The sequence below is a fragment of the Bradyrhizobium sp. Kon58 genome, from assembly GCF_055807455.1.
Map to the genome: position 1 here is coordinate 482420 of NZ_JBVVOT010000001.1, position 23905 is coordinate 506324.

A 23905-nucleotide genomic window follows, 5' to 3' on the forward strand; every position below is an offset into this window, starting at 1 on the left:
GCGCCACGTCAAGGGCGACATGTCATGGCGAGACATTAGAGCATGGCCAAGATCGAAAAGAAGGCCACGAAGCGCGCACCGGAAACCACCCCGAAGAATCCCAAGAATTATGTCGCTTCCGTCGGCAAGGCCTTCGCTGTGCTCAAGGGCTTCACCAGCGAGGCCTTCGAGTTGACCCTGAGTGAGATTGCCGCACGCGCCGATCTCGATCGCGGGACGGCATTCCGGCTGATCCAGACCCTGGTCGAGCTCGGCTATGTCCAGGCGGTTCCGCAAAGCCGCCGGTTCCGCCTCGGGGTTGCCTGTCTCGACCTTGGCTACACCGTGCTGTCGCACGGATCGTTGCGGCCGATCGTCGAGCCGCTGCTGCGCGATCTCGTGCCTGATGTCGGCGATGCGGCCTCGCTCGGGATCCTCGACGGCGGCGACGTGATCTATCTCGCGCGCATCGGCGCGGGCCTCGACCGCCACAAGATGGATCGCCGGCCGGGCACGCGCATTCCCGCCTACAGCGCCGCGCTCGGCCATGCCATGCTGGCGCATCTGGCGCGGCACGAGCAGATCGAGCGACTAGAAGCGCGCCCTCGCGTCAAGTTGTCGGAGCGAACGCTGACCGATCTCGATGCCCTGCTCGCCCGGCTCGATCAGGTGAAGAAGAAGGGCCATGCCGTCTCCGACGGCGAGAACGCCTATGGCCTGCGCACGCTGGCAACGCCGATCTTCGATGCCCGGGGTCTCGTGATCGGGGGATTGAGCGTCACGGTCGATGCGATGCGCATGGACATGCAGACCTTCCGCGACCAGGCACTGCCAAGGCTGATGCAGGCGACGCGAGAGGTGCAGGACCTCGCGATCAAGTCGGGATTGACGAGCTGAGGGCGGCGTTCAAATCACGATGTGATCGAAGTCGGCGGCGATCCGCGTGTTTGGAAAAACCCCTATCGCTTCGGCCAGAATTTCTTCGTCCCGATAACGCCCCGACATGTGATTCAGCACGAGTTGCCCGACGTTGTTCGCGGCGGCAAATGAAGCCGCCTCGCGGGCGGTGAGGTGGCCATAGTCCCGTGCGGTCGCAGCGTCGCGATCGAGGAAGGTCGCCTCGACCACCAGTAGATCGGCATCGACGACATGTTTGGATAGCCCGTCGGTGGTTTCGGTGTCGCCGATTACCACGAGCTTCCTGCCGCCGCTCGGCGGCCCCAGAACGTCTTCCGGATCAATCGTGCGGCCGGCGATCACGACCGGTCGTCCCGCGGCCAGTTCTCCGCGCATGGGCCCATCGGGAACACCGAGCTCGGCGAGGCGCTCCCGCTCCAGATGGCGACGTGCGGGGCTCCGGAAGGAAAAACCAAAGCTGTCGGTGTCCCGGTGGCGGACCGGAAAGCAGTCGATGGTGAAGTCACCGGCGTCGATAACCTGTCCTTCAATCAGCGGCGCGAACTCCGCAGGGATCGGCGCCCTGCCCGCGCCCCACAGGCCGGCAAGCATGCGGATGACGATGTCGAGTGTCCCCTGCCCTCCATGGACGGTCATCACGTCCGATTGCTGGCGCAACCCCAGCGTCGAGAAGAGACCTGGAATGCCGAGCACGTGATCGAGATGGGCATGCGTCAGCAGAATGCGGTCAAGCCGCCGAAACCCCGCACCGCTGCGCAGCAACTGACGCTGCGTACCCTCGCCGCAATCGATGAGGACGCGCTTGCCCGCTGCCTCCACGAGGAGAGCCGGATGGTTGCGCTCCGTCGACGGAACGCTTGCCGAGGTCCCAAGGAATGTCAGGGCGAACATGCTGTCAGTATCCAGGCTTCACCACCCCCAATGCCACGCGAGCAGCAGCGCGTACAGAGCCCATCGATCGCGCATAGACCGCGGCAAGAAGTGCGTATCCCGCGATCTGGCGGTCGGACGCCGCCTTCGGCCCCCGACCGGCGGACAGATCTGGTTCCCGTTGCGCGGCCTCCTCATTACATCTGCCAAATTGCATGCTCGATGCTCGGATAGGTTTGCAGCCGAGACATCGACGCGGCGAGGCGAGACAATGGAGATCGTGATGCCGCCCGGACTGACCGCCAGCGACTGGGACTACGGTTCGATCAGCACAATGCTGAGCGCCCTGCACGCGCGCAAGGTTTCCGCGTCGGAGTTGATCGAGCATACGATCGCGCGCATCGAGGCGCTGGACGGGCGGATCAATGCCGTCGTCGTTCGCGATTTCGATGGCGCAAGAGACGCCGCACGCGCCGCCGATGCCGCACTTGGCCGCGGCGAGCGGCTGCCATTGCTTGGCATCCCCGTGACATTGAAAGAACCGTTCAACGTCGCCCGCCTGCCGACGACATGGGGCTTTCCGCATTCCAGGGATTTCCAGCCGGCGGAGGACGCCCTTGTCGTCTCGCGGTTGAAGGCAGCGGGCGCTGTCATCATCGGCAAGACCAACATCCCGATCGGTCTCAGAGATTTCCAGAGCTACAATGAGATCTACGGGACGACGAACAATCCATGGGATCTCGGCCGATCGCCCGGCGGCTCCTCAGGCGGATCCGGCGCGGCGCTGGCCGCAGGGTTCGGACCGCTCTCGATCGGCTCGGATATCGGCGGCTCGATCCGGGTGCCCGCGCATTTCTGCGGTGTGTTCGGACACAAGCCGAGCCTCGGCCTGGTCCCGCTGCGCGGATACAGCCTGCCGCCGGCGCCGCCTGTGCCTGGCCAGGGTGATCTCGCCGTCGTCGGGCCGATGACGCGCACCGCCTCGGACCTCGCGCTCGCCCTCGACGTGATCGCCGGCCCCGACGAGACGCGCGAGGGGATCGGCTATCGTCTTGCGTTGCCGGCCCCGCGCCACGACCAGCTCAGGGATTTCAGGATTCTCGTGATCGATACGCATCCGTTGATGCCGACAGGCGATGCCGTGCGTTCCGCCATCGGGCGGTTGGCGGAACGGCTCGAACGATCAGGCGCGCGGGTTTCGCGATCGAGTGCGTCGCTGCCCGACCTCGCCGAATCCGCGCGGCTCTACATGAAGCTGCTCAACGCGGCGCGAAGTCCACGCCTGACACCGGCCGCCCTCGCAGAGGCGCAAGGAGTTGCCGCGGCACTTTCGCCCGACGACCGCAGCCTGCAGGCCGAGCGCGCGCGCGGCTGGGCGATGGTCCATCGCGAATGGCTGGCGACCGATGCGGCGCGCTTGCGGCTGCAACAACGGTGGCAGGAGCTGTTCCGAGATTTCGACGCAGTGATCTATCCGGCCGCGGCCGTGCCGGCGTTTCCACAGGACCAGTCCGAGCCGTTCGACGCGCGGCAACTCGATATCGACGGACAGCTCTACAACTATGCCGATGCATGCTTCATCTGGGCAGACCCCGCTTCGACCTGCGGACTGCCTGCGACCGCCGTTCCGATCGAGCGCACGCCGTCGGGCCTGCCGATCGGCGTCCAGATCATCGGGCCTTATCTCGAGGATCGCACCACGATTGCGCTCGCCGGATTGATCGAACGCGCGTTCGGCGGCTTCGTTCCGCCGCCGTCGTTGGCTGCCACGCAATCGGTGAGTTGAGAGAGGAAGGCGGCAACGGTCGTCAGGTTCTTTCAGTCGACTGCGCCTCGACCGCCTGCACGGCGACGCTCGCGACCTGCTGCAACGCTTCGCGATCGGAGCCTGAGGACGCCATCACGCCCATGCCGACCGCGACGGCCGAGACATAGCGCGCAAGTGCTGCGGGATCCGAGCCCGGCTTGAGATCGCCTTCGGTCTTGGCGTGGATGAAACGGTCGCGAAGCTGGTCCTCGTTCTGGGCGCGACGGGCGGCGAGCTCGAAGGGGACGCTCTCTGATCCGGTGCCGCACGCAATACCGCCCTGCACGAGCAGGCAGCCGGGCGGGTTGGCCGGATCGGTTTGCTTGTCGGCGATGCCCATCAGCATCCGCTCGGCGACCTCGCGGGCGGTGGGTGCCGCCACCACCTCGTCCATCCAGACGTTGCGCAGTTTGGTATAGCGGTCGAGTGCGGCCTTCAGCAGCCCTTCCTTGTTGCCGAAACAGGCATAGAGGCTGGGCGGATTGATCCCCATGGCCTCGGTCAACTGAGCGATCGTGGCACCCTCGTAGCCATGGCGCCAAAACACTTCCATCGCCTGGTCCAACGCCGTTTCGGCGTCGAATTCGCGGGGGCGTCCCATGCCCATGTGCCTGTTCTCCTCGAAATCGGCGTCGTCTCTCAACCTAACGCCTGATCCTATCTCTTTGTTCTCGCTTTATTTTCTCTTCCACTTGCCAACTCTTGCGGTAAGCGGCTACAATTTTCTTAGCGGACGGTACATAAGTATCTTGCGCTGCGGTATCCAGCTCCACATCTGTAGTCAACACTACATATCTGGAGCGCGCAAATGCCCCCCTCCCAAAATACCTCTCGCCCTGGCCGTGTCCGCCGCCTTCTCGGCGGCGTCGCCATCGTGGGCGCTCTCGTCGCAGCCGGCTCGATCGCGACCGGCCATTACTTTCGTGCCGCGCAGGCGACCGCGACCGCCGCGGCCGAGCAAGCCGTCCCCGTCACTGTCGCTCTGATCGAACCAAAGCAGACGGTGCTGTGGGACGATTTCTCCGGCCGGCTCGAGGCCATCCAACGCGTCGAGCTTCGCCCGCGCGTGGCCGGTGCGATCCTGTCGACCAACTTCACCGAAGGTGCGCTGGTGAAGGCAGGCGACGTCCTGTTCAAGATCGACCCAGCGCCCTACGCGGCCGAGGTCGACAAGGCCGCGGCCCAGCTCGAAGCCGCGAAAGCGCGCGTCGTGTTCACGCAGAATGAGCTCGAGCGCGGCGCGCAACTGGTCGGCAACGCGGTAGTCACGCGGCGCGACTACGACCAGCGCGACAACGCCAACCGCGAGGCCATCGCCAACGTGAAGGCGGCCGAGGCGACGCTCCAGACCGCAAAACTCAATCTCGATTACACCGAGGTACGTGCGCCCGTGGACGGCCGCGTCGGCAAGATCGAAATCACCGTCGGCAATCTCGTCGCCGCCGGCACCGCCTCTCCGGTGCTGACCTCGCTGGTCTCGGTCAATCCGATCTATGCGTCGTTCGATGCGGATGAAGAGCTGGTGGTGCGGGCGTTGAACTCGATTTCCGAGGACTCCGGCAAGCGCGGCAATCTCGATCAGATCCCGGTCGCGATGGCGACCTCCGGCGGTCTCTCGGCGAAGGGGCACATCCAGCTCATCGACAACCAGGTCAACGGCCAGAGCGGCACCATCCGTGTCCGCGCGGTGTTCGACAACGAGGACGGGCGTCTCATCCCCGGTCAGTTCGCCCGCGTGCGCATGGGCCAACCCAAGCAGCAATCGCTGGTCATGATCGACGAGCGCGCGATCGGCACCGATCAGGACAAGAAGTTCGTGATGGCGGTCGGCGACGATAGCCGCGCGGTCTACCGGTCGATCACGCTCGGTGGCTCGGTGGACGGGTTGCGTATCGTGACGGCGGGGCTGAAGACCGGCGACCGCATCATCGTCAACGGCCTCCAGCGCGTGCGCCCGGGTGCCCTGCTCAAGACGGAGATCGCGGCAATGGGCGCGCGCGGGCCGCAGCAGGCATCCAACCACAGCAATCAGGACGTCGTGCAGCGTTAGCGTCTCCGCCATGCCGGAGCGCGCGGGCAGCGCGAACCGGAATGTCGAAATCGTTGAACTACCTAGACATACTTCTGGATTCCGGGTTCGCGGCTTTGTCTGCGCCCCGGAATGACGGGAGAGTCGTCTCTCGCGCAGGGGCAAGGCCATGAATCTCTCGAAATTCTTCATCGATCGTCCGATTTTCGCCGGCGTGCTGTCGGTCCTGATCTTTCTCGCGGGCCTGATCTCGCTGTTCGCGATGCCGATCTCGGAATATCCCGACGTCGTGCCGCCCTCGGTGGTGGTGCGCGCGACCTATCCCGGCGCCAATCCGAAGGTGATCGCGGAAACGGTGGCGACGCCGATCGAGGAGCAGATCAACGGCGTCGAGAACATGCTCTACATGTCGAGCCAGGCGACCACCGACGGCGCGATGACTCTGACGGTGACGTTCCGGCTCGGCACCGATCCTGACAAGGCGACGCAGCTGGTGCAGAACCGCGTGCAGCAGGCCGAGCCGCGCCTGCCCGCTGTGGTGCGGCAGCTCGGCATCATCACCAAGAAGTCCTCGCCCGACCTCACCATGGTCGTGCATCTGCTGTCGCCGAACAATCGCTACGACATGACGTATTTGCGCAACTACGCCGTGCTCAACGTCAAGGACCGGCTGGCGCGGATCGACGGCGTCGGCGACGTTCAACTCTATGGCGCCGGCGACTATTCGATGCGGGTGTGGGTCGATCCGCAGAAGGCAGCCGAGCACGGCCTCACGGCGAGCGATATCGTCAAGTCGATCCAGGCGCAGAACGTCGAAGCCGCCGCCGGCGTGGTCGGCTCCTCTCCGAACGTCAAGGGCATCGACCTGCAACTGTCCGTCAACGCCGAGGGACGGCTGGCGAACGAGGAGCAGTTCGGCGACATCGTGGTCAAGACCGGCACGCGTGGCGAGGTGGTGCGGCTGCGCGACGTCGCACGCATCGAGCTCGGCGCCTCGCAATACGGCCTGCGTTCGCTGCTCGACAACAAGCAGGCGGTTGCGATCCCGATCTTCCAGGCGCCCGGCTCCAATGCGCTCGAGATTTCCGACCACGTTCGCGCCACCATGGCCGAAATCAAGAAGAACATGCCGGAAGGCGTGTCCTACCAGATCGTCTACGACCCGACCCAATTCGTCCGCTCGTCGATCGAGGCCGTGATCCACACGCTGCTGGAGGCGATCGCGCTGGTGGTGCTGGTGGTGATCCTGTTCCTCCAGACCTGGCGCGCCTCGATCATTCCGCTGCTGGCGGTGCCCGTGTCGATCGTCGGCACCTTCGCGGTGATGCACGTCTTCGGCTTCTCCATCAACGCGCTCAGCCTGTTCGGCCTGGTGCTTGCGATCGGCATCGTGGTCGACGACGCCATCGTCGTGGTCGAGAACGTCGAGCGCAACATCGAGGGCGGGCTGTCGCCGCGCGATGCGACCTACCAGGCGATGCGCGAGGTGTCGGGGCCGATCATCGCGATCGCCATGGTTCTGATCGCCGTGTTCGTGCCGCTCGCCTTCATCTCCGGCCTCACCGGGCAATTCTACAAGCAGTTCGCGCTGACGATCGCGATCTCGACGGTGATCTCGGCCATCAACTCGCTGACGCTGTCGCCGGCGCTGTCGGCCCTGCTGCTCAAGGGACACAACGAGCCGAAGGACCGGCTGACGATCATCATGGAAAAGGGCCTCGGCTGGTTCTTCCGCGGCTTCAACAAGGTGTTCACACGTTCGTCGGAGAATTACAGCGGCACCGTCACCAAGGTGATCTCGGGCAAGGCGGCCGTCATGGGCCTCTATGTGGTCCTGGTCGGCCTCACCGCCCTCCTGTTCCAGCAGGTCCCGAGCGGCTTCGTGCCGGGTCAGGACAAGCAGTATCTGGTCGGGTTCTCACGACTGCCTGATGGCGCAACGCTGGACCGCACCGAAGACGTCATCCGCAAGATGAGCGACATCGCGCTGACCCAGCCCGGTGTCGAGAGCTCGGTTGCATTCCCGGGCCTGTCGATCTCGGGCTTCACCAACTCCTCCAACGCCGGCATTGTGTTCTCGACGCTGAAGCCGTTCGACGAGCGCAAGAGCCCCGCGCTGAGCGGCAATGCAATCGCGGCCGACCTCAACAAGAAATACTCCGGGATTCAGGAAGCCTTTATCGCCATGTTCCCGCCGCCGCCGGTCAACGGTCTCGGCACCATCGGCGGATTCAAGCTGCAGATCGAGGATCGCGCCGGCCTCGGCTATGAGGCGCTGAACCAGGCGACGAATGCGTTCATGGCGGCGATGCAGAAAGCACCGGAGATCGCCGGCGTGTTCTCGAGCTTCCAGGTCAACGTGCCCCAGCTCTTTGCCGACATTGACCGCACCAAGGCGCTGCAGCTCGGGGTCCCCGTGACGGAGGTGTTCAACACCCTCCAGATCTATCTCGGTTCCTACTACGTCAACGACTTCAACAAGTTTGGCCGCACCTATTCCGTCTACGTGCAGGCCGACGCGCCCTTCCGCGCGCGTGCCGACGACATCAGGCAGTTGAAGGTGCGCTCGTCCTCCGGCGACATGGTGCCGCTGTCGGCGTTGCTCACGATCCGCCAGAGCGCCGGCCCCGAGCGCGCGATCCGCTACAACGGCTTTCTGTCCTCCGACATCAACGCGGCGGCTGCGCCCGGCTTTTCCTCCGGCCAGGCACAGGAGGTCGCGACGCGGATCGCGGCGGAGACATTGCCGCCCGGCTTCGCCTTTGAATGGACCGACCTGACCTATCAGGAGTTCATCGCCGGAAATTCCGGCCTCTGGGTGTTCCCGCTGGCGATCCTGCTGGTGTTCCTGGTGCTGGCCGCACTCTATGAAAGCCTGACCTTGCCGCTCTCGATCCTCATGATCGTGCCGATGGGCCTGCTGGCTGGGATGTTCGGGGTCTGGATCTCCAAGGGCGACAACAACGTCTTCACCCAGATCGGCTTGATCGTGCTGGTGGGACTCTCGGCCAAGAACGCGATCCTGATCGTCGAATTCGCGCGCGAGCTCGAGTTCGCAGGCCGCACGCCGATCCGGGCAGCGATCGAGGCGAGCCGACTGCGGTTGCGCCCGATCCTGATGACGTCGATGGCGTTCATCATGGGCGTGCTGCCGCTGGTGTTGTCCACCGGCGCAGGCTCGGAGATGCGGCGCGCCATGGGCGTCGCCGTGTTCTCCGGCATGATTGGCGTCACCGTATTCGGCCTGTTCCTGACGCCGGTGTTCTATGTGCTGCTGCGGACCGTCACCGGCATGAAGCCGCTGACGCATCACGGCAGCGACACCAGCGCGGCGCCGGTGCAACCCGTCGGGCACTAGATCAGGGAAATCCCCGACAGCAACAACAAAACGAGCACGGTCTTGCGAAAGACCGTCTCGTTGACCCTGTGGAAGGCGATCACGCCAAGCGCGGAGCCTGCGAAGAGCGCCGGCAGGCTGACCGCGAGATCGACGAAGACTTTTGACGACAGATCCTGATGTCCGACCAGCAGCGCGATCGCGAACAGCTGCATCGCGGCGATGAACGGCTGCACCAGGCCGCGCTGCTCGCTCTTGGGCATGCCGCGCATGTCGCACCAGATCGTCGGGATCGCGCCGGGCATCGCGGTCAGCCCGCCGACCAGCCCTCCCCCGAACCCGATCAAGGCAACCCAATGCCGCCCGACCGCCTCGCCGGCCGTCACCAACGTCGGCCGCAGCAACATGTAGGCCGCATAGAGTGCAACGATGATGCCGAAGCCGCGCCGGAGCAGATGCGTATCGGTGCTCTGGAGCAGCGATACCGCGATGGGAACTCCGATCAAGCCACCGACGATCAGCAGCAGGCTGCCTTCCCAGCGGATATTGCGTCGAAGCGCCCACAGATTGGTGGCCTGCACGCCGATGCTGCACGCCATCATCAGCGGCACGGCTTCGAGCGGCTGAAACACCCGGAGCAGGATGGCGCCCGCCACCGCCGAGAAGGCAAATCCCGAGAGCCCCGAGACGAAGGCACCGGCGAACACGGCAACGCTGAGCAGCATCAGAGTCGTGACATCAGGCACAATCCGCCCTCCGGTCAATCGTGGGGAATTTGCGAGACAGGAACCTCGGCGCTCTCCGTGCAAGCGGCCGGCTCGAGTGGAGCCGACGGATGCATCGCGTAAGCGTGAGATCGCTCCACCATCGCGAGGCCGACCAGTTGGAGCGTGACGAGCGCCGCGGTCAGCGCGATCGCGACGACGTTGACGTTACGCACGTTCGAATTTGGGGTGTCCGGCGGCGCACTCGCACCCATCAGATCCGTTGGCATTTTCTGCAATATCCTCTTCGTTGCTGACCGGAATGATTTCATTCAAACGCAATGTTTCGTGCGGCTGCTCCAGCAGATGGCGATAGCGATGCAACACGCGCTGCGCGTCGATTTCCCGCTGCGCGCGGAGCACCGCGCCTATGCGGGCGACGATATCGCGGAACCTGCCTGCAAAAACCGGTGACGCCGTTCGCATGACAATCTCCTCTCAACCTGTTCGAGAGGTTGACGGGATCCACTTCCGCCTGCAGTGAATTGCTTCACACAAATGCCCGATACGTCGAACAACAGACCGTGTGATGTTCAGTAGAATAGAGCGCGGAAAATCGCGTCATTCGATCGAACGACGCGCGATAACTTTCTAATGATGCTTCTGATTGAACCTATTGCGAGCTGCAGCGACTCGCCTGCGTTTTTGAACGCGTCTCAGTGCACGAGCGGATTGGAGAATCCAGCTGCGAGCTTGACGAGATCGGCTTGACGAGAAACGCCGGTCTTGGCGAACACCCGATGCAGATGCGTCTTCACCGTCGTCTCCGCGATGCCGAGCGCAACCGCGGTCTCCGGCACGCCGCCGACATCGACGATCGACTGCAAGACCCTCAGTTCCGCAGGCGTGAGTTCGAAGGTGCGATCAATGAGACCGGCACTCGAGCGGCCGTCGAGTTCCGCTTTCCAGATGAACAAGGCTCCTACGGCCGAACTGCGCTCGGCCCTACCCTCTCGCAGCAATGATGGCAGCGCGATGATTTGCGCGACGTAGTAGGAACCGTCACGCGATATCAGCGGAATTTTCCGACCCGAAGATGCCGCCAACGCAACTTCGCTTGTGTCGCGGAAAATATCGCGCAACGCCCGAATTTACAGTGGAGGAGCTTGCCACCAACCGGCCCGAGACAGACCGCAGGACATCATCGACGGCCAGGATTGTCTCCGCGGCCGGATTGCTGTGGACGATATGACAGGTCGAATCGAGCAGGATGACGCCCGCATTCAACTGGTCCACGACGTCGGCGAGCGCGATCGCGCGCTGCTGCTTCCGGTCGATCGCCCGGTTGATCAGCAACGCCCGGCTCGCATGCGGAACCAGGAACTGCATCCGCGCCCGTTGCTCGGCGTCGAGCATCCCCCTGCCCGGGATCACCGTCATCAGCATCGGACAGGGCGACTTCGACTGCTCCAGCACCACGTTGGCGACGTCGACGCAGCCCTGGGGGCGCAGCCATTCCTGGTAGAAGCGGCCGCGGCGATATTCGTCGAAATCCACGAGATCGGGGATGTTGCGCACCTCGCCGTAGCGCGGAAGCCGAGCGAGCGGGTCGTACCGGGAGTAGGTCTCCGCATAGAGCTGAATGTAGTGCGGATCGACTCCACAGTAATAATGCGTCGCGCCCGATTTGCTGACCGGGTCCTTCGAAATCAGACCACAGGCCTGGCTGCCGATGAAGGCATTGAGTTTGACAACGACCTCGCTCCACAACTCTGGGTGGAGACCCGCGTCATAGATAGTCTCGATCAACTCGGACGGCTTTGGAGGTCGGGGCATCGGAAGAGCCAATATTGACACATGGAGATGGCGACATGTTCTTCATGCCTGGCGGCTTCCGTGAGTCTTTCGCGGGAGCGAAAGGTTCAATCGTGAAGGCAAAATCGACGGTCTAGTTGACGAGCGGATTGGAGAATCCTGCCGCAAGCTTGACGAGATCGGCCTGACGCGAAACGCCCGTCTTGGCGAACACGCGATGCAGATGCGTCTTCGCCGTCGTTTCTGCGATACCGAGCGCGACCGCCGTCTCCGGGACGCCGCCAACCTCGACGATTGACAGGAACACGCGCAGCTCGGCCGGCGTAAGGTCGAATGTCCGCGCGATCAATTCGCCGTAGGACTGTCCGCCGAGCGATACCTTGCGCAGCAGCAGCGCACCGACGGCATCGACCACCCGCTCGCTGCGGTCCCGCAGGACGGACGACAGCGGCAGGATGTGCGCGACGTAGCGCTCGCCCGAAGGCGAAAGCAGCGAAAACGCATGCCCCTTTGTGGTAAGCAGGGTAATTTCATTGCGGGTCGCGAACGCTTCCCGCAGCGTTTGATTGGCCTCCGCACTGCTGGTCACCAATTGCCCCGCAACGGACCGAACCAGATCGTCGGCCGCAAGCATGTCGTGCCCCGCGGAATTCGCGTGCACCACCCGGCAGAAGCCATCGAGCAGGAAGATGCCGCATGCAAGATTGTCCAGGACCTCCGCCAGCGCCGTCGCCAGCGTCAATTGCGAGGTCATGGCGCGGTTGATCAGCAACGCGCGGCTGGCGTGCGGGACGACCAGCGAGAGGCGGTGCTTCATCACCGGATCCACCATCCGGCGGCCCGACAGCACCGTCATCATCACGGGGCAGTTCGCATTCGAATTCTCGAGCACGACGTTGGCCGCATCGCTGCAACCCTGCGGCCGCATCCATTCCTGGTAAAAGCGTCCCCGCCGATATTCATCGAAATTGACGAGATCCGGGATGCTGACGATCTGGCCATGCGGCGGCAGGACCGTCAGCGGATCGAACTTCGAATGCGTCTCGGAATAGAGCCGGATGTAGTGCGGGTCCGCCCCGCAATAATAGTGCGTGACGCCGAATTTGCTGATCGAGTCCTTGGAAAACAGCCCGCAGGCCTGGCCGCCGACGAAGTCGCGGATGCCGGTGACGACGTTATTCCACAGCGAGGGATCGAGTCCGGCATCGTAGATGGCCTCGACCAGGTCGGGCAGTTTCCGTGGTCCATGCATGGCTATAAATGGCCTGAGTGATCAATATCACCAAGCATACCACAACCTCAGCATGCGGCATCCTCCGATCGGATGAGGCTGGCCCGGCGGAGCGAGCCCGGCCGGAACGAACGGATATCCGTTTCGGGCGCTACCGATGCGGGGTTGCGATACCGCACCGGGATGCTCACGTCTCGTCCCAGCCGACCTTCTCCACATTCTCCGACCAGACCGCGGCGCGATAGATCTCGCGCCCGTCGGTGTCTCTGACCCGGATGCAGGCATCGCGGCCGCGCAAATCGTCGCGCCAGACGAACAGGTGGCTTGCCATCTCGTTGGCCACCACGAATGTCGCTTCGGGGCATTCGAACACCATGCCACCCGGATCGATCTTCACGATATTGCCGAGCATAAGATCAAAGAAAAAACGGCGCATGCAACACAACACTCCAACTGCGGGCGGCGCACGCCCGTGCCGTCTCCAATCGGCATTTGACCTGACATTCAATCGCGCGCGGTCACGACATCTCGCGGCTCCTGACGTCACTGGGCGTGGCGCCATAAGTCCGCCGGAAGCAGCGGTTGAAATAGGAGAGATCGCCGAAACCGACATCGTAGGCGATCGAGCTGACCGTCCGCTCGGCGTATCCGGGTTCGCGCAACATGCGATGCGCACGCTTGACGCGTTGTTCGATCAGGAAGGACGAGAACGTCTTGCCGTCGGCCTCGAACAGGCGCTGGAGATAACGCGGCGTGACGCCGAGCTCCTGGGCGACCGTGGCAACGGAGAGATCCTGCCGCCAGCAATTGTTGGCGATGGAGACTTTGGCCTTCTGCAGCCGTGCCGCCTTGACGCCGCGCCGCCCGGCCAGCTCCCGCGGCTCGTTGGTGGCACCGAGGACGATTGCCAGAAGATCGTGCAGATGCCCGACCCCGAGCTTGCGCAAATTTGGCATCGCGAACGCATTCTCCCGCACCAGTGTCACCGCGTAATCGACCAGCAATCGAAGTCCCGTAGAGCTCTCCGGCATCACCCGCATCACGGCGTCATCGACATCCACGATCATCGGCGCCAGCACGCGTCTCGGCACACGGAGCGAGAAACAGCTACCCAGGGACAATCGCTCGAACGTCGTGACGTCCTCCGCGCTGGTCAGGACGGCTTCTCCCGCCCGAAGGCTCAGATCGTGTCCCCGCTCGGATATCCCAAGCACGCCAGATCGATTCACGATCAGGGCCAGACTGTCATCGCCGTCGGCAACCAGGTGCTTGGTGCGCATGACCCGCGCTCCGCACAATCCTCCCATCAGCAATTGGGCTTCCGGCAAGACGTGGGAGGTGAAGCTCGCCGCGAACGGCTTTCCTTCCCTCACCTCGACCTCCGCCTTCAATACCCCGCGGCAGTAGAAATCGCGAAGCAGCGGGATACGCTCGTTTTCGGGAATTTCGTTCGTTGAAACATTGATAACGGAAAAATCAAATTGGCTCACTGCAATCCTCCAACCGACGAGCAGGTCCGGCCGTGCGCTGTCGTTTCCTCACACTCGCGTTTGACGCCGTCGTGGCATCGCTTCGCGGCGCTTGCTGCTCTTCACTTTTCTGGATCGCGATATACGAAAGTATCAAATGACTCGCGTCCTGCATTCGGAGGACACGGGAGCTTGGCTCATCACAATGGATTGAGATCGCGGCACATACCGGCGAACCATGTGAAATGGATCACATCGCGTCGCCATCACCGTTCGTTCGCCGCGCGAACGGAACGGCAAAGCCGGTGGCGATCTTGACCAGGTCGGCCTGCCTGCCGGCGCCGGTCTTCTCGAACAGGCGGCCGAGATGCGTCTTCACCGTGGTTTCTGCGATGCCGAGCTTTGCAGCGATATCGGGAACGCCGCCAATCTCGATAATGGCCATCAATACGCGCAGTTCGGACGGTGTCAGCCTGAAGGCCGCAGCGATCGCATCGGCTGCCAGCCATGTCGCTGCCGAGGCCTTCTGCACGAACAGAACCGTGGCTGCAGCATCTCGCGATGGAATGCGATCGCGCTTCAGGGGAAAAGCGTGGAGCAGATAGTGCTGCCCATCAACTGATGTCGCAAGCTCGATCTGGCGGCGGGCAGCGGAACGAGTTTCGCTGCCTGAATCGATTTCGCACAGACCGCGGAATATTTTGTCGGTCTGGGTGTTGCGGGCCACGATCCGGTCGCCGACCATTGCGAGCAGGCTGGCATCGGCGAAGAGCCCGCGGCATGCTGCGTTGGCATGCACGACGCGGCCATCTGCGTCGAGCAGGCAGATCGCCGTTCTCAGCCCATCCAAGACATCGGCAAGGTCGTCCACGGTATGAGAGCGCGCCCTGATCTGCCGGCCCATGATCCTGGAGCGCTGGAGGTGCGGAGCAAGCAGCCGCATGCGCTCACGCATCGGCTCGTCAACGATTCCGCGCGACCGGTGGCGCAACACCTGCAGGATCGTGGTGCGCGTCTCCGACTTCTCGAGGGCAACGGTTGCAAGGTCTATCGCTCCTTGCGGTTCCACCCACTCGCGATAGAAGCTCGTTGCCAGGAAATCCGCCTGAGACATGATGTCGGCGATGCCGATCGTCTGTTCCGCCGCGAGCGTGAGATGACGATCGAGCAGAGGGTCAAGTTCCACATATCGGTCGCGATATAGCTGGCGGAAGTGGGGTTCGCTGCCGAAATGCTCATGGATCTCGATCGAGAGCCTGGCTCTGTCCCTGGACAGGATGGTCACGGCACATCCGCCGACGAAATGCGAAACCTGTTCCAGCACCCCGCTGCGCAGCGCGGGATCGACCGCCGCGTCGTAGATCTCGCCGACGAGGGACGAGAATCGATTTGCGTGGAGGATTGTCATCGGCCGGACGACGCAATCGACACCGAGAAAACGTTGCAACGAAATGCTGGAATATCGAACATCGCCCTTGCGTAACGTCAACCGCAGGATGCGGCTTGGACGTTTTCGCCAAAGACTAGGATTAAAGCGAACAGCGCGCGGACTGTGTGCGATGAGTCACGCGTGCGATGCGTCAGGCACCGTTCGCGCTGCAGAACCCTGTCTTCACCCGATGCCGCCGGCCCCGCATCCGGCTCCGGCAATCTACTTGCGATTCTCCTCGCAGAATTTCAGCGCCGCCAGCGCTTCACCGGCACGCGGCACCTGCATCTCGATGCTATCGTCGTCATCGTCCTCGAAATCGAGCGAGAGACGCTTGGCCTTGGACAGCCGGTCCATCATGGACTGTTCGTATTCGAAGATGCCGCGCACGGTGGTCTTATCCATGACCTCCCACTTCGCCTTCTTCATGATATCGGCGTCATCGGTGCCGACATCGGCCCGGAGAATCTCGCCCACCTTGTCCCACTCCCAGCCGTCATAGATCATCACGATGACGATAGCCTTCTCGGAATAGGTGATGACGATGACGTAGTCCCGGTTCTCGTCTTCCTTGTCCTTGTAGCCGCGGCTCGCATTGCAATGTGCGTCTTGCGTACGCTTTTCGATGGTCCAGTCGCCGACCTTGGATTGTTGCGCCTGCACCGGCCTCGCGGTCAAAACGACGGCGCTCAAGGCGCCGGCCAGCAGCCCGGCGGCGAGAAGAGATCGTTTCATGTCAGCCTCCAGCGTGTTGCCCGGACTGAGATGACCACCTCTGCCGGTGACCCGCAAGGGCTTCGGGCGGTTGCGGAGGGCGCCGACCTTGCCCTACTCCCGCCGCGGCACGATCGCGATCGGGGTGAAGGTGTAAACCTCCTCGCCGTTCTGGTTGAACATGGTCCATTTCACCAATGCGATGCCCTGCGGCTTCGACTTCGACGGCGTCAGGCTCATGACCTCCCCAACCAGATGCAGGCGGTCATCGGGCCGTACCGGGATGGTCCAGCGCAACCCGTCGACGCCGGCGCCGATCAGCGGATGCGGGCCGAAGGGGCGGGTCTGGATCGCGAGGCTCATGGCAATCGCGGCGGTGTGCCAGCCCGAGGCAGCGAGACCCCTGAACAGCGTCTGCTTGGCGGCTTCGTGGTCGAGATGCATCGGCTGCGGATCAAACTCCGCCGCGAACCGCTTGATGTCGGCCTCGGTGACGTGAACTTCGGGGGATTTGAACTGCATTCCAATGGTGAGATCGTCGAACCACTCGACCTGCGCCATGATTTCGCCTCGCCATGCGATGTGCCGCCTCGCGGCTAATGAGATTGAGCAAGGGCAGGATGTAGCGGCTCCGCAGTGCACAAACCAGCCCGGGGTTCCCCAAGAAACCCGTTTCCAGATGCGACGAAACACGCCTGAAACAGATGGTCGGTTATCTGGTTGTCAAAATCATACAGGGACGGCCACCATGCAATTCTTCCTCGACCTGATCTGGGATTATTCCTGCTGCCAGCACCTCGTCACCCTGCCGCCGCAGGAGGGTGAGCTATGATCGAGCTGATCTCGGCCTTGCTCGCGCTTTGCAGCGTCGGCGTTTTTGCAGCGCACGCGGTGGATGCCTATCGCACCACACATTATTGATAACCTTGCGCTGATAGCCTTGCTCTAGGCTGATAGCCTTGCCCTAGAACGGCCGCCGGTAGAAGTGCTCCGAATGTGTTGCCGGCGGAAACCTGTTGGCGAGCGCGAGAGCTCCCTTTTCGTCGGTTTCGAGCGCGATCTTCTGTGCGAGCATGACGTCGCCGGGGACGAGAAAGCCTGACGGGACGAAGCACCACCCCATCGTCGCGTTTCCGGCGGCGTCGATCTCGTGGACATTGGCGGCGGTGCCATAATGGATGCGATAGGTCTTGCCGGTATCGCAGCCGACGACATCGAAATGCCGGTACTGCTCGAATTGGGCGCGCTGCGCTGGTGACAGCCATTCGGCCAGGAGCCGGCGGCCGCGGGCATCCGGCGTGTTCTCGCCGAAGAAGCGCCGATAGAGTTCGCGTAGCGCATGCAGACGCGCACGCGCCGGCGCGCGGAGCCAGACCGCCGCGATCATGAGCAGCTCAGATCAACCGCCGACCAGGCGGGGATAGAACAGCGTTTCCTGCGCGGTCGGGTCAAACGATCGGATCCGGGTGACTTCGCCAGGTCCGGTTCGCAGCGCGGCGGTGAAGCCCGCTCCGGTCAGCTCCCGAAAGCGCCGTTCGGCCCGCGCCAGCGCTTCGGCATTGCCAGGATCAAACTCGTGGCGCGTGTCGCCAGTCTGGTCCATCACGATCTGGGTTGCCATGTTGAGTCTCCTCATGCCCAGCCCTGTTCGATCAAAGCAAACCTCGTGCCGTCGGTTCCAGATGGCAACAACTTTCTCTTGCCCGCGCATCACGCCTTGCTGAGCAAAAGCGTTTTCGAGCGAAGTGGATGCCGGTTCGCGTCAAGAAAACGCGTCAAAACAAGAATCGAGAGCCCCGTTCGAAACGGGGCTCGCGTCAACGCGAGGCGGCCGTTCCTCCGCCCTCGTCGATCTGCCGTCCCATGAGGGCGATCGCCTTCTGATAAACGCCGGCGGCATTCCAAGCTTCGATGGCGACGAAATTCGCTTCACCCGGCTGGTAACCGGCTCCTGCACGCCAGCCATGGGCCTTGAGGAAATTCGCCGTCGAGTTCAGCGCATTGGCGGCAACCTCGAGATTGCCGGTGCCATAGGCCAGGATGTTCTTGGGCATGAACTGGGTCTGACCGACTTCGCCGTGCATCGAGCCGCGGGTTGCCCCCGACAGCGTGCCGCGATCGATCAGCTTCAGCGCCGCATAGAGCTGCTCGGTGAAGAATTCGGGACGGCGGCAGTCATAGGCGAGCGTCGCGATCGAGGAGAGCATGTTCTGCTTGCCGCGCTGGCTGCCGAACCCGGTCTCCATGCCCCAGATCGCGATCAGCGGCCCCGGCGGGACGCCATAGCGCTGCTGGATCGAGGCGAACAAGGCCGCCTGCGACTGCTTGAGCTGGCGACCCTTGGCCACGATGGTGGTGGCACCGCGCTTGGCGAGGAACTGGTCGAGCGACAGCGAGAAGCTGCGCTGGCCGCGGTCGGCCGCGATGGTGGCACTGGCGTAATTGGTCTGCATCAGCGCCGAGAGCGCGGTCTGGCCAACGCCCTTGCCCTGCGCCTCCGCGCTGAACTCGCGCTTCCAGGCCTCGAAGCCGGCCGACGAACTGCCGCATTGCGCGGCGTGGGCGGCGGGCGCCAGGCAGCTGAGCAGCGTCATCGCCCCAAAAACTGCCCCAACTACAGTTCTGCCCCTGATCATGTCCGATGTCCTCTTTCTGGCGCGATCCAATGCCCGAGCTTACCCGGACGAAGGCGCCGACTCCATGGCGTGATCATACGACAGTTCCAGTCCATCCAAATTGCCCTCCTTGCGCCACTTGTCGAGCAGCCGCAGGAATGCCACCGGCCCGCGCCAATACTGGCTGTTTCTCGCCGCGATCGGATCGAACACGCCTTCATTGTTGTAGTAGCCGGGCGTGCATTCGGCGAGATAGGTCTGGCGGCCGAGCGCGGCTTTGACCACCTCCTCGACCCAGGCGTTTTCGGCCGCCAGCGTCGGCTCGAGGGTTCGCGCCTTGCGCTTGCGCGCTTCGGCGATCACGTAGGCGATGTGCTGCGACTGCTCGTCGATGATGTGCGGGAAATTGGCGCTCTGGCCGGCCTGCACCATGACGATCAGGAAGCAGTTCGGGAAGCCGCGGCTGTAGAAGCCATGCATCGTCTTCACGCCGTCGCGCCAGCGCTCGGACAGGCTCGTGCCATCGCGTCCATAGATCTCGAAGCCCATACGACGGGCGTAATCGGTGCCGACTTCAAAACCGCTGGCATAGATCAGGCAGTCGAGCTCATAGGCCTTGCCGCCGACCACGACGGCGTTCTCGGTGATGCGCTCGACGCCCTGCCCCCTGGTGTCGACGAGATGCACGTTGGGACGATTGAAGGTGTCGAGATATTCGTCGTGGAAACACGGCCGCTTGCAGAAGGCCTTGTACCAGGGCTTCAACGCCGAAGCCGTCGCCTCGTCCTTGACGATCGCATCGACGCGCGCTCGGATCTCCTCCATCTTGCGATAATCGGCCTGCTCGATGACCTTGAGCGCTTCCTCGATCGAGGTCACCGGTTGGGGCTGGCGGCGCGGCGCCAGCAGGATCTCGCCGAGCAGGCCGGTCCAGCCGTCCTGCACCAGATCCTGTTCGAATGGCTCGCCCGAGATCACGGCGGTGAAATTGTCCATGCGTTCGCGCTGCCAGCCAGGCCTGAGCCGCTGCGCCCAGCTCTGATCCGTCGGGCGGTCGTCCCGCACGCCGATCGCCGATGGCGTACGCTGGAAAACGTAGAGCTCCTTGGCCGAGCGGCCGAGATGCGGCACGCATTGCACGGCGGTGGCACCGGTGCCGATGATCCCGACGCGTTTGTCGCCAAGACCACTAAGATCACCTTCGGCCGTGCCGCCGGTGTAGGCGTAATCCCAGCGGCTGGTGTGGAAGCTGTGCCCCTTGAAGCTTTCGATACCGGGAATGCCCGGCAGCTTCGGACGGCTCAGTGGGCCTCCAGCAAGGATGACGAAGCGCGCGCGGATGCAATCACCGCGATCGGTCTCGACCAGCCAAATTGCCTCCTGCTCTTGCCATTCCATGCGCGTGATGACGGTCTGAAACAGCGCACGCTCATAGAGGCCGAAGTGACGGCCGATGCGGCGCGAATGTTCGTAGATCTCGGGGGCTCGCGCATATTTTCGCACCGGCATGTAGCCGGTCTCTTCCAGCAAGGGCAGGTAGATGTAGCTCTCGGTATCGCAGGCCGCACCAGGGTAGCGATTCCAGTACCAGGTGCCGCCGAAATCGGCGGCCTTTTCCACGACCCGGAAATCATCGATGCCGGCCGCGCGCAGTCGCGCGCCACACAGAAGGCCACCGAAGCCGCCGCCGACGATGAGCACCTCGGTCTGCTCGCTGACGGCCTCGCGCGCAAATCCGGAATTGGCCCAGGGATCGTCGAGATAGCGCCCGAACTCGCCGGTCACTTCGACATATTGCGCCTTGCCCTCAGTGCGCAGGCGGCGATCGCGCTCGTCGCGATAGCGCGCACGGAGTGCGGCAATGTCGATTGTAGATTCGCCGGCTGCACCGGTCTTGTGTCTTTCCGCTGACATCCGTTTCCTCCCCGGCGGGCACTGCCTCGCCGGCAGCTCGCATCACTTAGCCCTGAAAAAGTGACTCATGCAATCACGTCTCTCGCTTTTTGCGTGAACGTGGCGTGGCGTTCCGCTAACCTCAAACGCACATCACAAGCGTACGTCATGCAATGACATGGCGGTCCGGAGGAGACGATGCAGGGATTGATGATGGACATGCCGCTCCTGATCAGCGGCCTGATCCAGTATGCCGCCGATTATCACGGCGAGGCCGAGGTCGTCGCCCGCGAGATCGAAGGCGACATCCATCGCTACACCTATGCCGACGCCCATCCGCGCATCAAGCGCATGGCATTAGCGCTCAAGAGGTTCGGCATGATGCCGGGCGACAGGGTCGGCACGCTGGCCTGGAATACGCACCGGCATTTCGAGATGTTCTACGCCGCGCCCGGCATGGGCTATGTGCTGCACACCATCAACCCGCGGCTGTTCCCCGAGCAGCTCGTCTATATCGTCAATCACGCCGAGGACCGGCTGCTGTTCATCGACCGCGCCACACTGCCGATCGTCGAGGCGATCGCGCCGCAGCTCAAATCGATCGAAGCCTACGTCGTGATGTGCTCGCGCGAGCGGATGCCGGAGACAAAGCTTGCCAACGTGCATTGCTACGAGGAGTTTCTGGACAAGGAGAACGACGCCGGCTTCGCCTGGCCGGAGTTCGACGAAAAATCGGCGTCCACCATCTGCTACACCTCCGGCACCACCGGCAATCCGAAGGGCGTGATCTATTCGCACCGCGCCGCGATCCTGCAGACCATGGTCTCCTGCAATTTCGACTTCCTGCCCGGCCACCTGGAAGGCGTGCGCGAGGTGATGATGCCGATGGCGCCGCTGTTCCACGGCAACGGCTGGAACATGCCGTTCACCGCCCCGTATACCGGCTCGAAGCTGGTGCTGCCCGGCCGCAATTACGAGGCCGACAAGCTCTACGAGCTGCTCGAAGGCGAGAAGGTGACGCTGTCGGCGGGCGTGCCGAGCTTCTGGCTGATCCTGCTCGACTGGCTCGGACGGACCGGCAACAGGTTCTCGACACTTCGTGCAACATTGTCGTCGGGCTCAGCGCCGCCGCGCACCATGGTCGAGAAGCTCAAGCGCGAGTATGACATCGACTACGTCCAGGCCTGGGGCATGACTGAAGCCCTGGGCTGCTCGATGCCGGGCTTGCGGCCAGGCTCCGAGCATCTCGACGACAAGGAGAAGTTCGACCGCCGCCAGGTGTCCGGCCGCGCCTGTTTCGGCACCGCCCTGCGCATCGTCGACGACGGCGGCAACGAGCTGCCGCGCGACGGCAAGAGCGTCGGCCATCTGCGCGCGCGGGGACCGTGGGTTGCGTCCGGCTACATGAAGCTCGACGAAGGCCTCGACCGCGACGGCTGGCTGGTCACCGGCGACATGGCCGTGATCGACCCACAGGGCCACGTCACGCTGACCGACCGCTCCAAGGACGTGATCAAGTCCGGCGGCGAATGGATCTCCTCGATCCAGCTCGAGGACGTCGCCTTGTCTCACCCCGATGTGCTGCAAGCCGCCGTGGTCGCGATCAACCACGAGAAATGGCAGGAGCGGCCTCTGCTCCTCGTCGTCCGCAAGAAGGGCGCGACCGTCGACGGCAAGACGCTGCTCGAGCACATGCGCCCGAAGATCGCGAGCTGGTGGATGCCCGACGCCGTCGAGTTCATGGACGAGTTCCCGATGACCGGCACCGGCAAGGTGCTCAAATCAGCGTTGCGCGAGAAATTCAAAGGGTATCGCGTCGCCTGAGCCGATTGCACCCGGCCTGTCGATTGATCAAGGAGACAAAGATGCTCTACCCGATGTCGCCCAAAGTCGTCGAGCTCAAGCGCAGGCTCGAAAGTTTCATGGACCGGCACATCTATCCGAACGAGGAACGCTTTTATCGCGAGGGGGAGGAGCTGGGTCCCTGGAAAGTCTATCCGGTCGTCGAGGAGCTGAAGCCGCTGGCGCGCGCCGAAGGCCTCTGGAATCTGTTCCTGCCGGACTCCGGCCACGGTGCAGGCCTGACCAATCTCGAATATGCGCCGCTCTGCGAGGTCATGGGCCGCTCGCATCTCGCACCCGAAGTGTTCAACTGTTCGGCGCCCGACACCGGCAACATGGAGGTGCTGGAGCGCTATGGCACGGAGAAGGACAAGGAGCGCTGGCTGAAGCCGCTCCTCGCAGGCGAAATCCGCTCCTGCTTCGCCATGACCGAGCCTGCTGTCGCCTCGTCCGATGCGACCAACATCGAAAGCTCGATCGTTCGCGAGGGCGACCATTACGTCATCAACGGCCGCAAATGGTACACCACCAACGCGACCGACCCGCGCTGCAAGATCTGCATCTTCATGGGCAAGACCGATCCCGACAATGCGGACCGCCACAAGCAGCAATCCATGATCCTGGTGCCAATGGACACAGCGGGCGTCGAGGTCAAGCGTGCCCTGCCCGTGTTCGGCTTCTACGGCGTGCCCGACCGTGCGTCCGAGGTCGTCTTCACCAACGTGCGTGTCCCCAAGGAGAACATGCTGCTCGGCGTAGGCCGCGGTTTCGAGATCGCGCAGGGACGCCTCGGCCCCGGGCGTATCCACCACTGCATGCGGCTGATCGGGCTCTCCGAACGCACGCTGGAGAAGATGTGCCGGAGGGTGCGCAGCCGCGTCGCCTTCGGCAAGCCGGTTTCCGAGCAGACGGTGACGCAGGAACGCATCGCAGAAGCCCGCATCATGATCGAGCAGGCCCGGCTGCTGACGCTCAACGCCGCCTACGCGATGGATACCGTCGGCAACAAAGTGGCGAAAGCGGAGATTGCGATGATCAAGGTCGCCGTGCCCAACATGGCCTGCCAGATCATCGACTGGGCAATCCAGGCCCATGGCGGCGGCGGCACGTCGAACGACTTTGGATTGACGCAGGCCTATGCGACCGCGCGCTTGCTGCGTCTCGCCGACGGCCCGGACGAGGTCCACAGGAACCAGATCGCGCGGTTCGAGCTGAAGAAATATTCGAATGCCTGAATCGGGCGATGCCAATCG

At 63.4% G+C, this 23905-nt stretch carries 21 protein-coding genes and 1 pseudogene; 6 read left to right on the forward strand and 16 right to left on the reverse strand.

Annotated features, from left to right (window positions below; genetic code table 11):
* The first annotated feature begins 42 nt into the window (after positions 1-42).
* Positions 43-876 (forward strand): IclR family transcriptional regulator, encoded by an 834-nt coding sequence (locus AC0L20_RS02425; RefSeq protein WP_473287274.1) that lies wholly within the window; start codon positions 43-45, stop codon positions 874-876.
* Between the two features lie 9 nt (positions 877-885).
* Here AC0L20_RS02425 and rnz read toward each other — a convergent pair whose 3' ends face one another.
* The gene (gene rnz, locus AC0L20_RS02430) at positions 886-1788 is read right to left on the reverse strand and encodes a ribonuclease Z (protein ID WP_473287275.1); all 903 of its coding nucleotides are present in this window, start codon (positions 1786-1788) and stop codon (positions 886-888) included.
* A 250-nt stretch (positions 1789-2038) separates the two neighbouring features.
* Between rnz and AC0L20_RS02435 the strand changes: the two genes are divergently transcribed.
* Positions 2039-3553: an amidase gene (locus tag AC0L20_RS02435; RefSeq protein WP_473287276.1), complete on the forward strand. Its 1515-nt coding sequence runs from the start codon at positions 2039-2041 to the stop codon at positions 3551-3553.
* 22 nt (positions 3554-3575) lie between these two features.
* On the opposite strand, the gene AC0L20_RS02440 is transcribed toward AC0L20_RS02435, so the two are convergent.
* Complete coding sequence (locus tag AC0L20_RS02440) at positions 3576-4181, reverse strand: TetR/AcrR family transcriptional regulator (RefSeq protein WP_473287277.1); 606 nt, start codon at positions 4179-4181, stop codon at positions 3576-3578.
* Positions 4182-4382: 201 nt separating this feature from the next.
* Here AC0L20_RS02440 and AC0L20_RS02445 point away from each other — a divergent pair, with 201 nt between their 5' ends.
* Both AC0L20_RS02445 and AC0L20_RS02450 read left to right on the forward strand, forming a co-directional pair.
* The gene (locus AC0L20_RS02445; RefSeq protein WP_473287278.1) at positions 4383-5624 is read left to right on the forward strand and encodes an efflux RND transporter periplasmic adaptor subunit; all 1242 of its coding nucleotides are present in this window, start codon (positions 4383-4385) and stop codon (positions 5622-5624) included.
* 148 nt (positions 5625-5772) lie between these two features.
* Positions 5773-8961 carry an efflux RND transporter permease subunit gene (locus tag AC0L20_RS02450; RefSeq protein ID WP_473287279.1) on the forward strand — a complete coding sequence of 1063 codons (3189 nt, stop codon included), beginning with the start codon at positions 5773-5775 and terminating at the stop codon, positions 8959-8961.
* On the opposite strand, the gene AC0L20_RS02455 is transcribed toward AC0L20_RS02450, so the two are convergent.
* The 14 genes and pseudogenes from AC0L20_RS02455 to AC0L20_RS02520 all read right to left on the reverse strand — a co-directional run bounded on the left by AC0L20_RS02455 (position 8958) and on the right by AC0L20_RS02520 (position 20831).
* Complete coding sequence (locus AC0L20_RS02455) at positions 8958-9686, reverse strand: sulfite exporter TauE/SafE family protein (RefSeq protein WP_007592375.1); 729 nt, start codon at positions 9684-9686, stop codon at positions 8958-8960. The genes AC0L20_RS02450 and AC0L20_RS02455 overlap by 4 nt on opposite strands.
* 14 nt (positions 9687-9700) lie before the next feature.
* On the reverse strand, positions 9701-9880 hold the full coding sequence (locus tag AC0L20_RS02460; RefSeq protein ID WP_473287280.1) for a hypothetical protein: 180 nt from the start codon (positions 9878-9880) through the stop codon (positions 9701-9703).
* Complete coding sequence (locus AC0L20_RS02465) at positions 9873-10130, reverse strand: hypothetical protein (RefSeq protein WP_473287281.1); 258 nt, start codon at positions 10128-10130, stop codon at positions 9873-9875. The genes AC0L20_RS02460 and AC0L20_RS02465 overlap by 8 nt, the downstream gene beginning before the upstream one ends.
* 230 nt (positions 10131-10360) lie before the next feature.
* Positions 10361-11480: pseudogene (locus AC0L20_RS02470) on the reverse strand (helix-turn-helix transcriptional regulator).
* 112 nt (positions 11481-11592) lie between these two features.
* Positions 11593-12711, reverse strand: coding sequence for a helix-turn-helix transcriptional regulator (locus tag AC0L20_RS02475; protein WP_473287282.1), 1119 nt, complete (start codon positions 12709-12711; stop codon positions 11593-11595).
* 166 nt (positions 12712-12877) lie between these two features.
* On the reverse strand, positions 12878-13126 hold the full coding sequence (locus AC0L20_RS02480) for a DUF6894 family protein (RefSeq protein ID WP_247286603.1): 249 nt from the start codon (positions 13124-13126) through the stop codon (positions 12878-12880).
* 82 nt (positions 13127-13208) lie between these two features.
* On the reverse strand, positions 13209-14180 hold the full coding sequence (locus AC0L20_RS02485; protein WP_473287283.1) for a helix-turn-helix transcriptional regulator: 972 nt from the start codon (positions 14178-14180) through the stop codon (positions 13209-13211).
* 229 nt (positions 14181-14409) lie between these two features.
* On the reverse strand, positions 14410-15567 hold the full coding sequence (locus AC0L20_RS02490; RefSeq protein ID WP_473287284.1) for a helix-turn-helix transcriptional regulator: 1158 nt from the start codon (positions 15565-15567) through the stop codon (positions 14410-14412).
* A gap of 243 nt (positions 15568-15810) precedes the next feature.
* Complete coding sequence (locus tag AC0L20_RS02495; protein ID WP_473287285.1) at positions 15811-16323, reverse strand: hypothetical protein; 513 nt, start codon at positions 16321-16323, stop codon at positions 15811-15813.
* A gap of 93 nt (positions 16324-16416) precedes the next feature.
* Complete coding sequence (locus AC0L20_RS02500) at positions 16417-16863, reverse strand: MaoC family dehydratase (RefSeq protein WP_247297582.1); 447 nt, start codon at positions 16861-16863, stop codon at positions 16417-16419.
* Between the two features lie 403 nt (positions 16864-17266).
* A complete protein-coding gene (locus AC0L20_RS02505) occupies positions 17267-17689 on the reverse strand; it encodes a hypothetical protein (protein WP_473287286.1) in 423 nt (140 codons plus the stop codon).
* Positions 17690-17701: 12 nt separating this feature from the next.
* The gene (locus AC0L20_RS02510) at positions 17702-17923 is read right to left on the reverse strand and encodes a hypothetical protein (RefSeq protein ID WP_007592399.1); all 222 of its coding nucleotides are present in this window, start codon (positions 17921-17923) and stop codon (positions 17702-17704) included.
* Between the two features lie 196 nt (positions 17924-18119).
* Positions 18120-18938: a lytic murein transglycosylase gene (locus tag AC0L20_RS02515; protein ID WP_473287287.1), complete on the reverse strand. Its 819-nt coding sequence runs from the start codon at positions 18936-18938 to the stop codon at positions 18120-18122.
* 39 nt (positions 18939-18977) lie between these two features.
* On the reverse strand, positions 18978-20831 hold the full coding sequence (locus AC0L20_RS02520; protein ID WP_473287288.1) for a flavin-containing monooxygenase: 1854 nt from the start codon (positions 20829-20831) through the stop codon (positions 18978-18980).
* A gap of 177 nt (positions 20832-21008) precedes the next feature.
* On the opposite strand from AC0L20_RS02520, the gene AC0L20_RS02525 reads away from it, so the two are divergent.
* Positions 21009-22634 (forward strand): long-chain fatty acid--CoA ligase, encoded by a 1626-nt coding sequence (locus tag AC0L20_RS02525; protein ID WP_473287289.1) that lies wholly within the window; start codon positions 21009-21011, stop codon positions 22632-22634.
* A 41-nt stretch (positions 22635-22675) separates the two neighbouring features.
* Positions 22676-23887 (forward strand): acyl-CoA dehydrogenase family protein, encoded by a 1212-nt coding sequence (locus AC0L20_RS02530; protein WP_473287290.1) that lies wholly within the window; start codon positions 22676-22678, stop codon positions 23885-23887.
* Positions 23888-23905: the final 18 nt, after the last annotated feature.

Bases quoted from the DNA above. Each gene is read 5' to 3' on its own strand.
- AC0L20_RS02530 (WP_473287290.1), top strand. From the start codon at position 22,676: ATGCTCTACCCGATGTCGCCCAAAGTCGTCGAGCTCAAGCGCAGGCTC.
- AC0L20_RS02520 (WP_473287288.1), bottom strand. From the start codon at position 20,831: ATGTCAGCGGAAAGACACAAGACCGGTGCAGCCGGCGAATCTACAATC.
- AC0L20_RS02445 (WP_473287278.1), top strand. From the start codon at position 4,383: ATGCCCCCCTCCCAAAATACCTCTCGCCCTGGCCGTGTCCGCCGCCTT.
- AC0L20_RS02440 (WP_473287277.1), bottom strand. From the start codon at position 4,181: ATGGGCATGGGACGCCCCCGCGAATTCGACGCCGAAACGGCGTTGGAC.
- AC0L20_RS02450 (WP_473287279.1), top strand. From the start codon at position 5,773: ATGAATCTCTCGAAATTCTTCATCGATCGTCCGATTTTCGCCGGCGTG.
- AC0L20_RS02480 (WP_247286603.1), bottom strand. From the start codon at position 13,126: ATGCGCCGTTTTTTCTTTGATCTTATGCTCGGCAATATCGTGAAGATC.
- AC0L20_RS02425 (WP_473287274.1), top strand. From the start codon at position 43: ATGGCCAAGATCGAAAAGAAGGCCACGAAGCGCGCACCGGAAACCACC.
- AC0L20_RS02500 (WP_247297582.1), bottom strand. From the start codon at position 16,863: ATGGCGCAGGTCGAGTGGTTCGACGATCTCACCATTGGAATGCAGTTC.
- AC0L20_RS02495 (WP_473287285.1), bottom strand. From the start codon at position 16,323: ATGAAACGATCTCTTCTCGCCGCCGGGCTGCTGGCCGGCGCCTTGAGC.
- AC0L20_RS02490 (WP_473287284.1), bottom strand. From the start codon at position 15,567: ATGACAATCCTCCACGCAAATCGATTCTCGTCCCTCGTCGGCGAGATC.
- AC0L20_RS02435 (WP_473287276.1), top strand. From the start codon at position 2,039: ATGGAGATCGTGATGCCGCCCGGACTGACCGCCAGCGACTGGGACTAC.
- AC0L20_RS02515 (WP_473287287.1), bottom strand. From the start codon at position 18,938: ATGATCAGGGGCAGAACTGTAGTTGGGGCAGTTTTTGGGGCGATGACG.
- rnz (WP_473287275.1), bottom strand. From the start codon at position 1,788: ATGTTCGCCCTGACATTCCTTGGGACCTCGGCAAGCGTTCCGTCGACG.
- AC0L20_RS02465 (WP_473287281.1), bottom strand. From the start codon at position 10,130: ATGCGAACGGCGTCACCGGTTTTTGCAGGCAGGTTCCGCGATATCGTC.
- AC0L20_RS02475 (WP_473287282.1), bottom strand. From the start codon at position 12,711: ATGCATGGACCACGGAAACTGCCCGACCTGGTCGAGGCCATCTACGAT.
- AC0L20_RS02510 (WP_007592399.1), bottom strand. From the start codon at position 17,923: ATGGCAACCCAGATCGTGATGGACCAGACTGGCGACACGCGCCACGAG.
- AC0L20_RS02505 (WP_473287286.1), bottom strand. From the start codon at position 17,689: ATGATCGCGGCGGTCTGGCTCCGCGCGCCGGCGCGTGCGCGTCTGCAT.
- AC0L20_RS02525 (WP_473287289.1), top strand. From the start codon at position 21,009: ATGCAGGGATTGATGATGGACATGCCGCTCCTGATCAGCGGCCTGATC.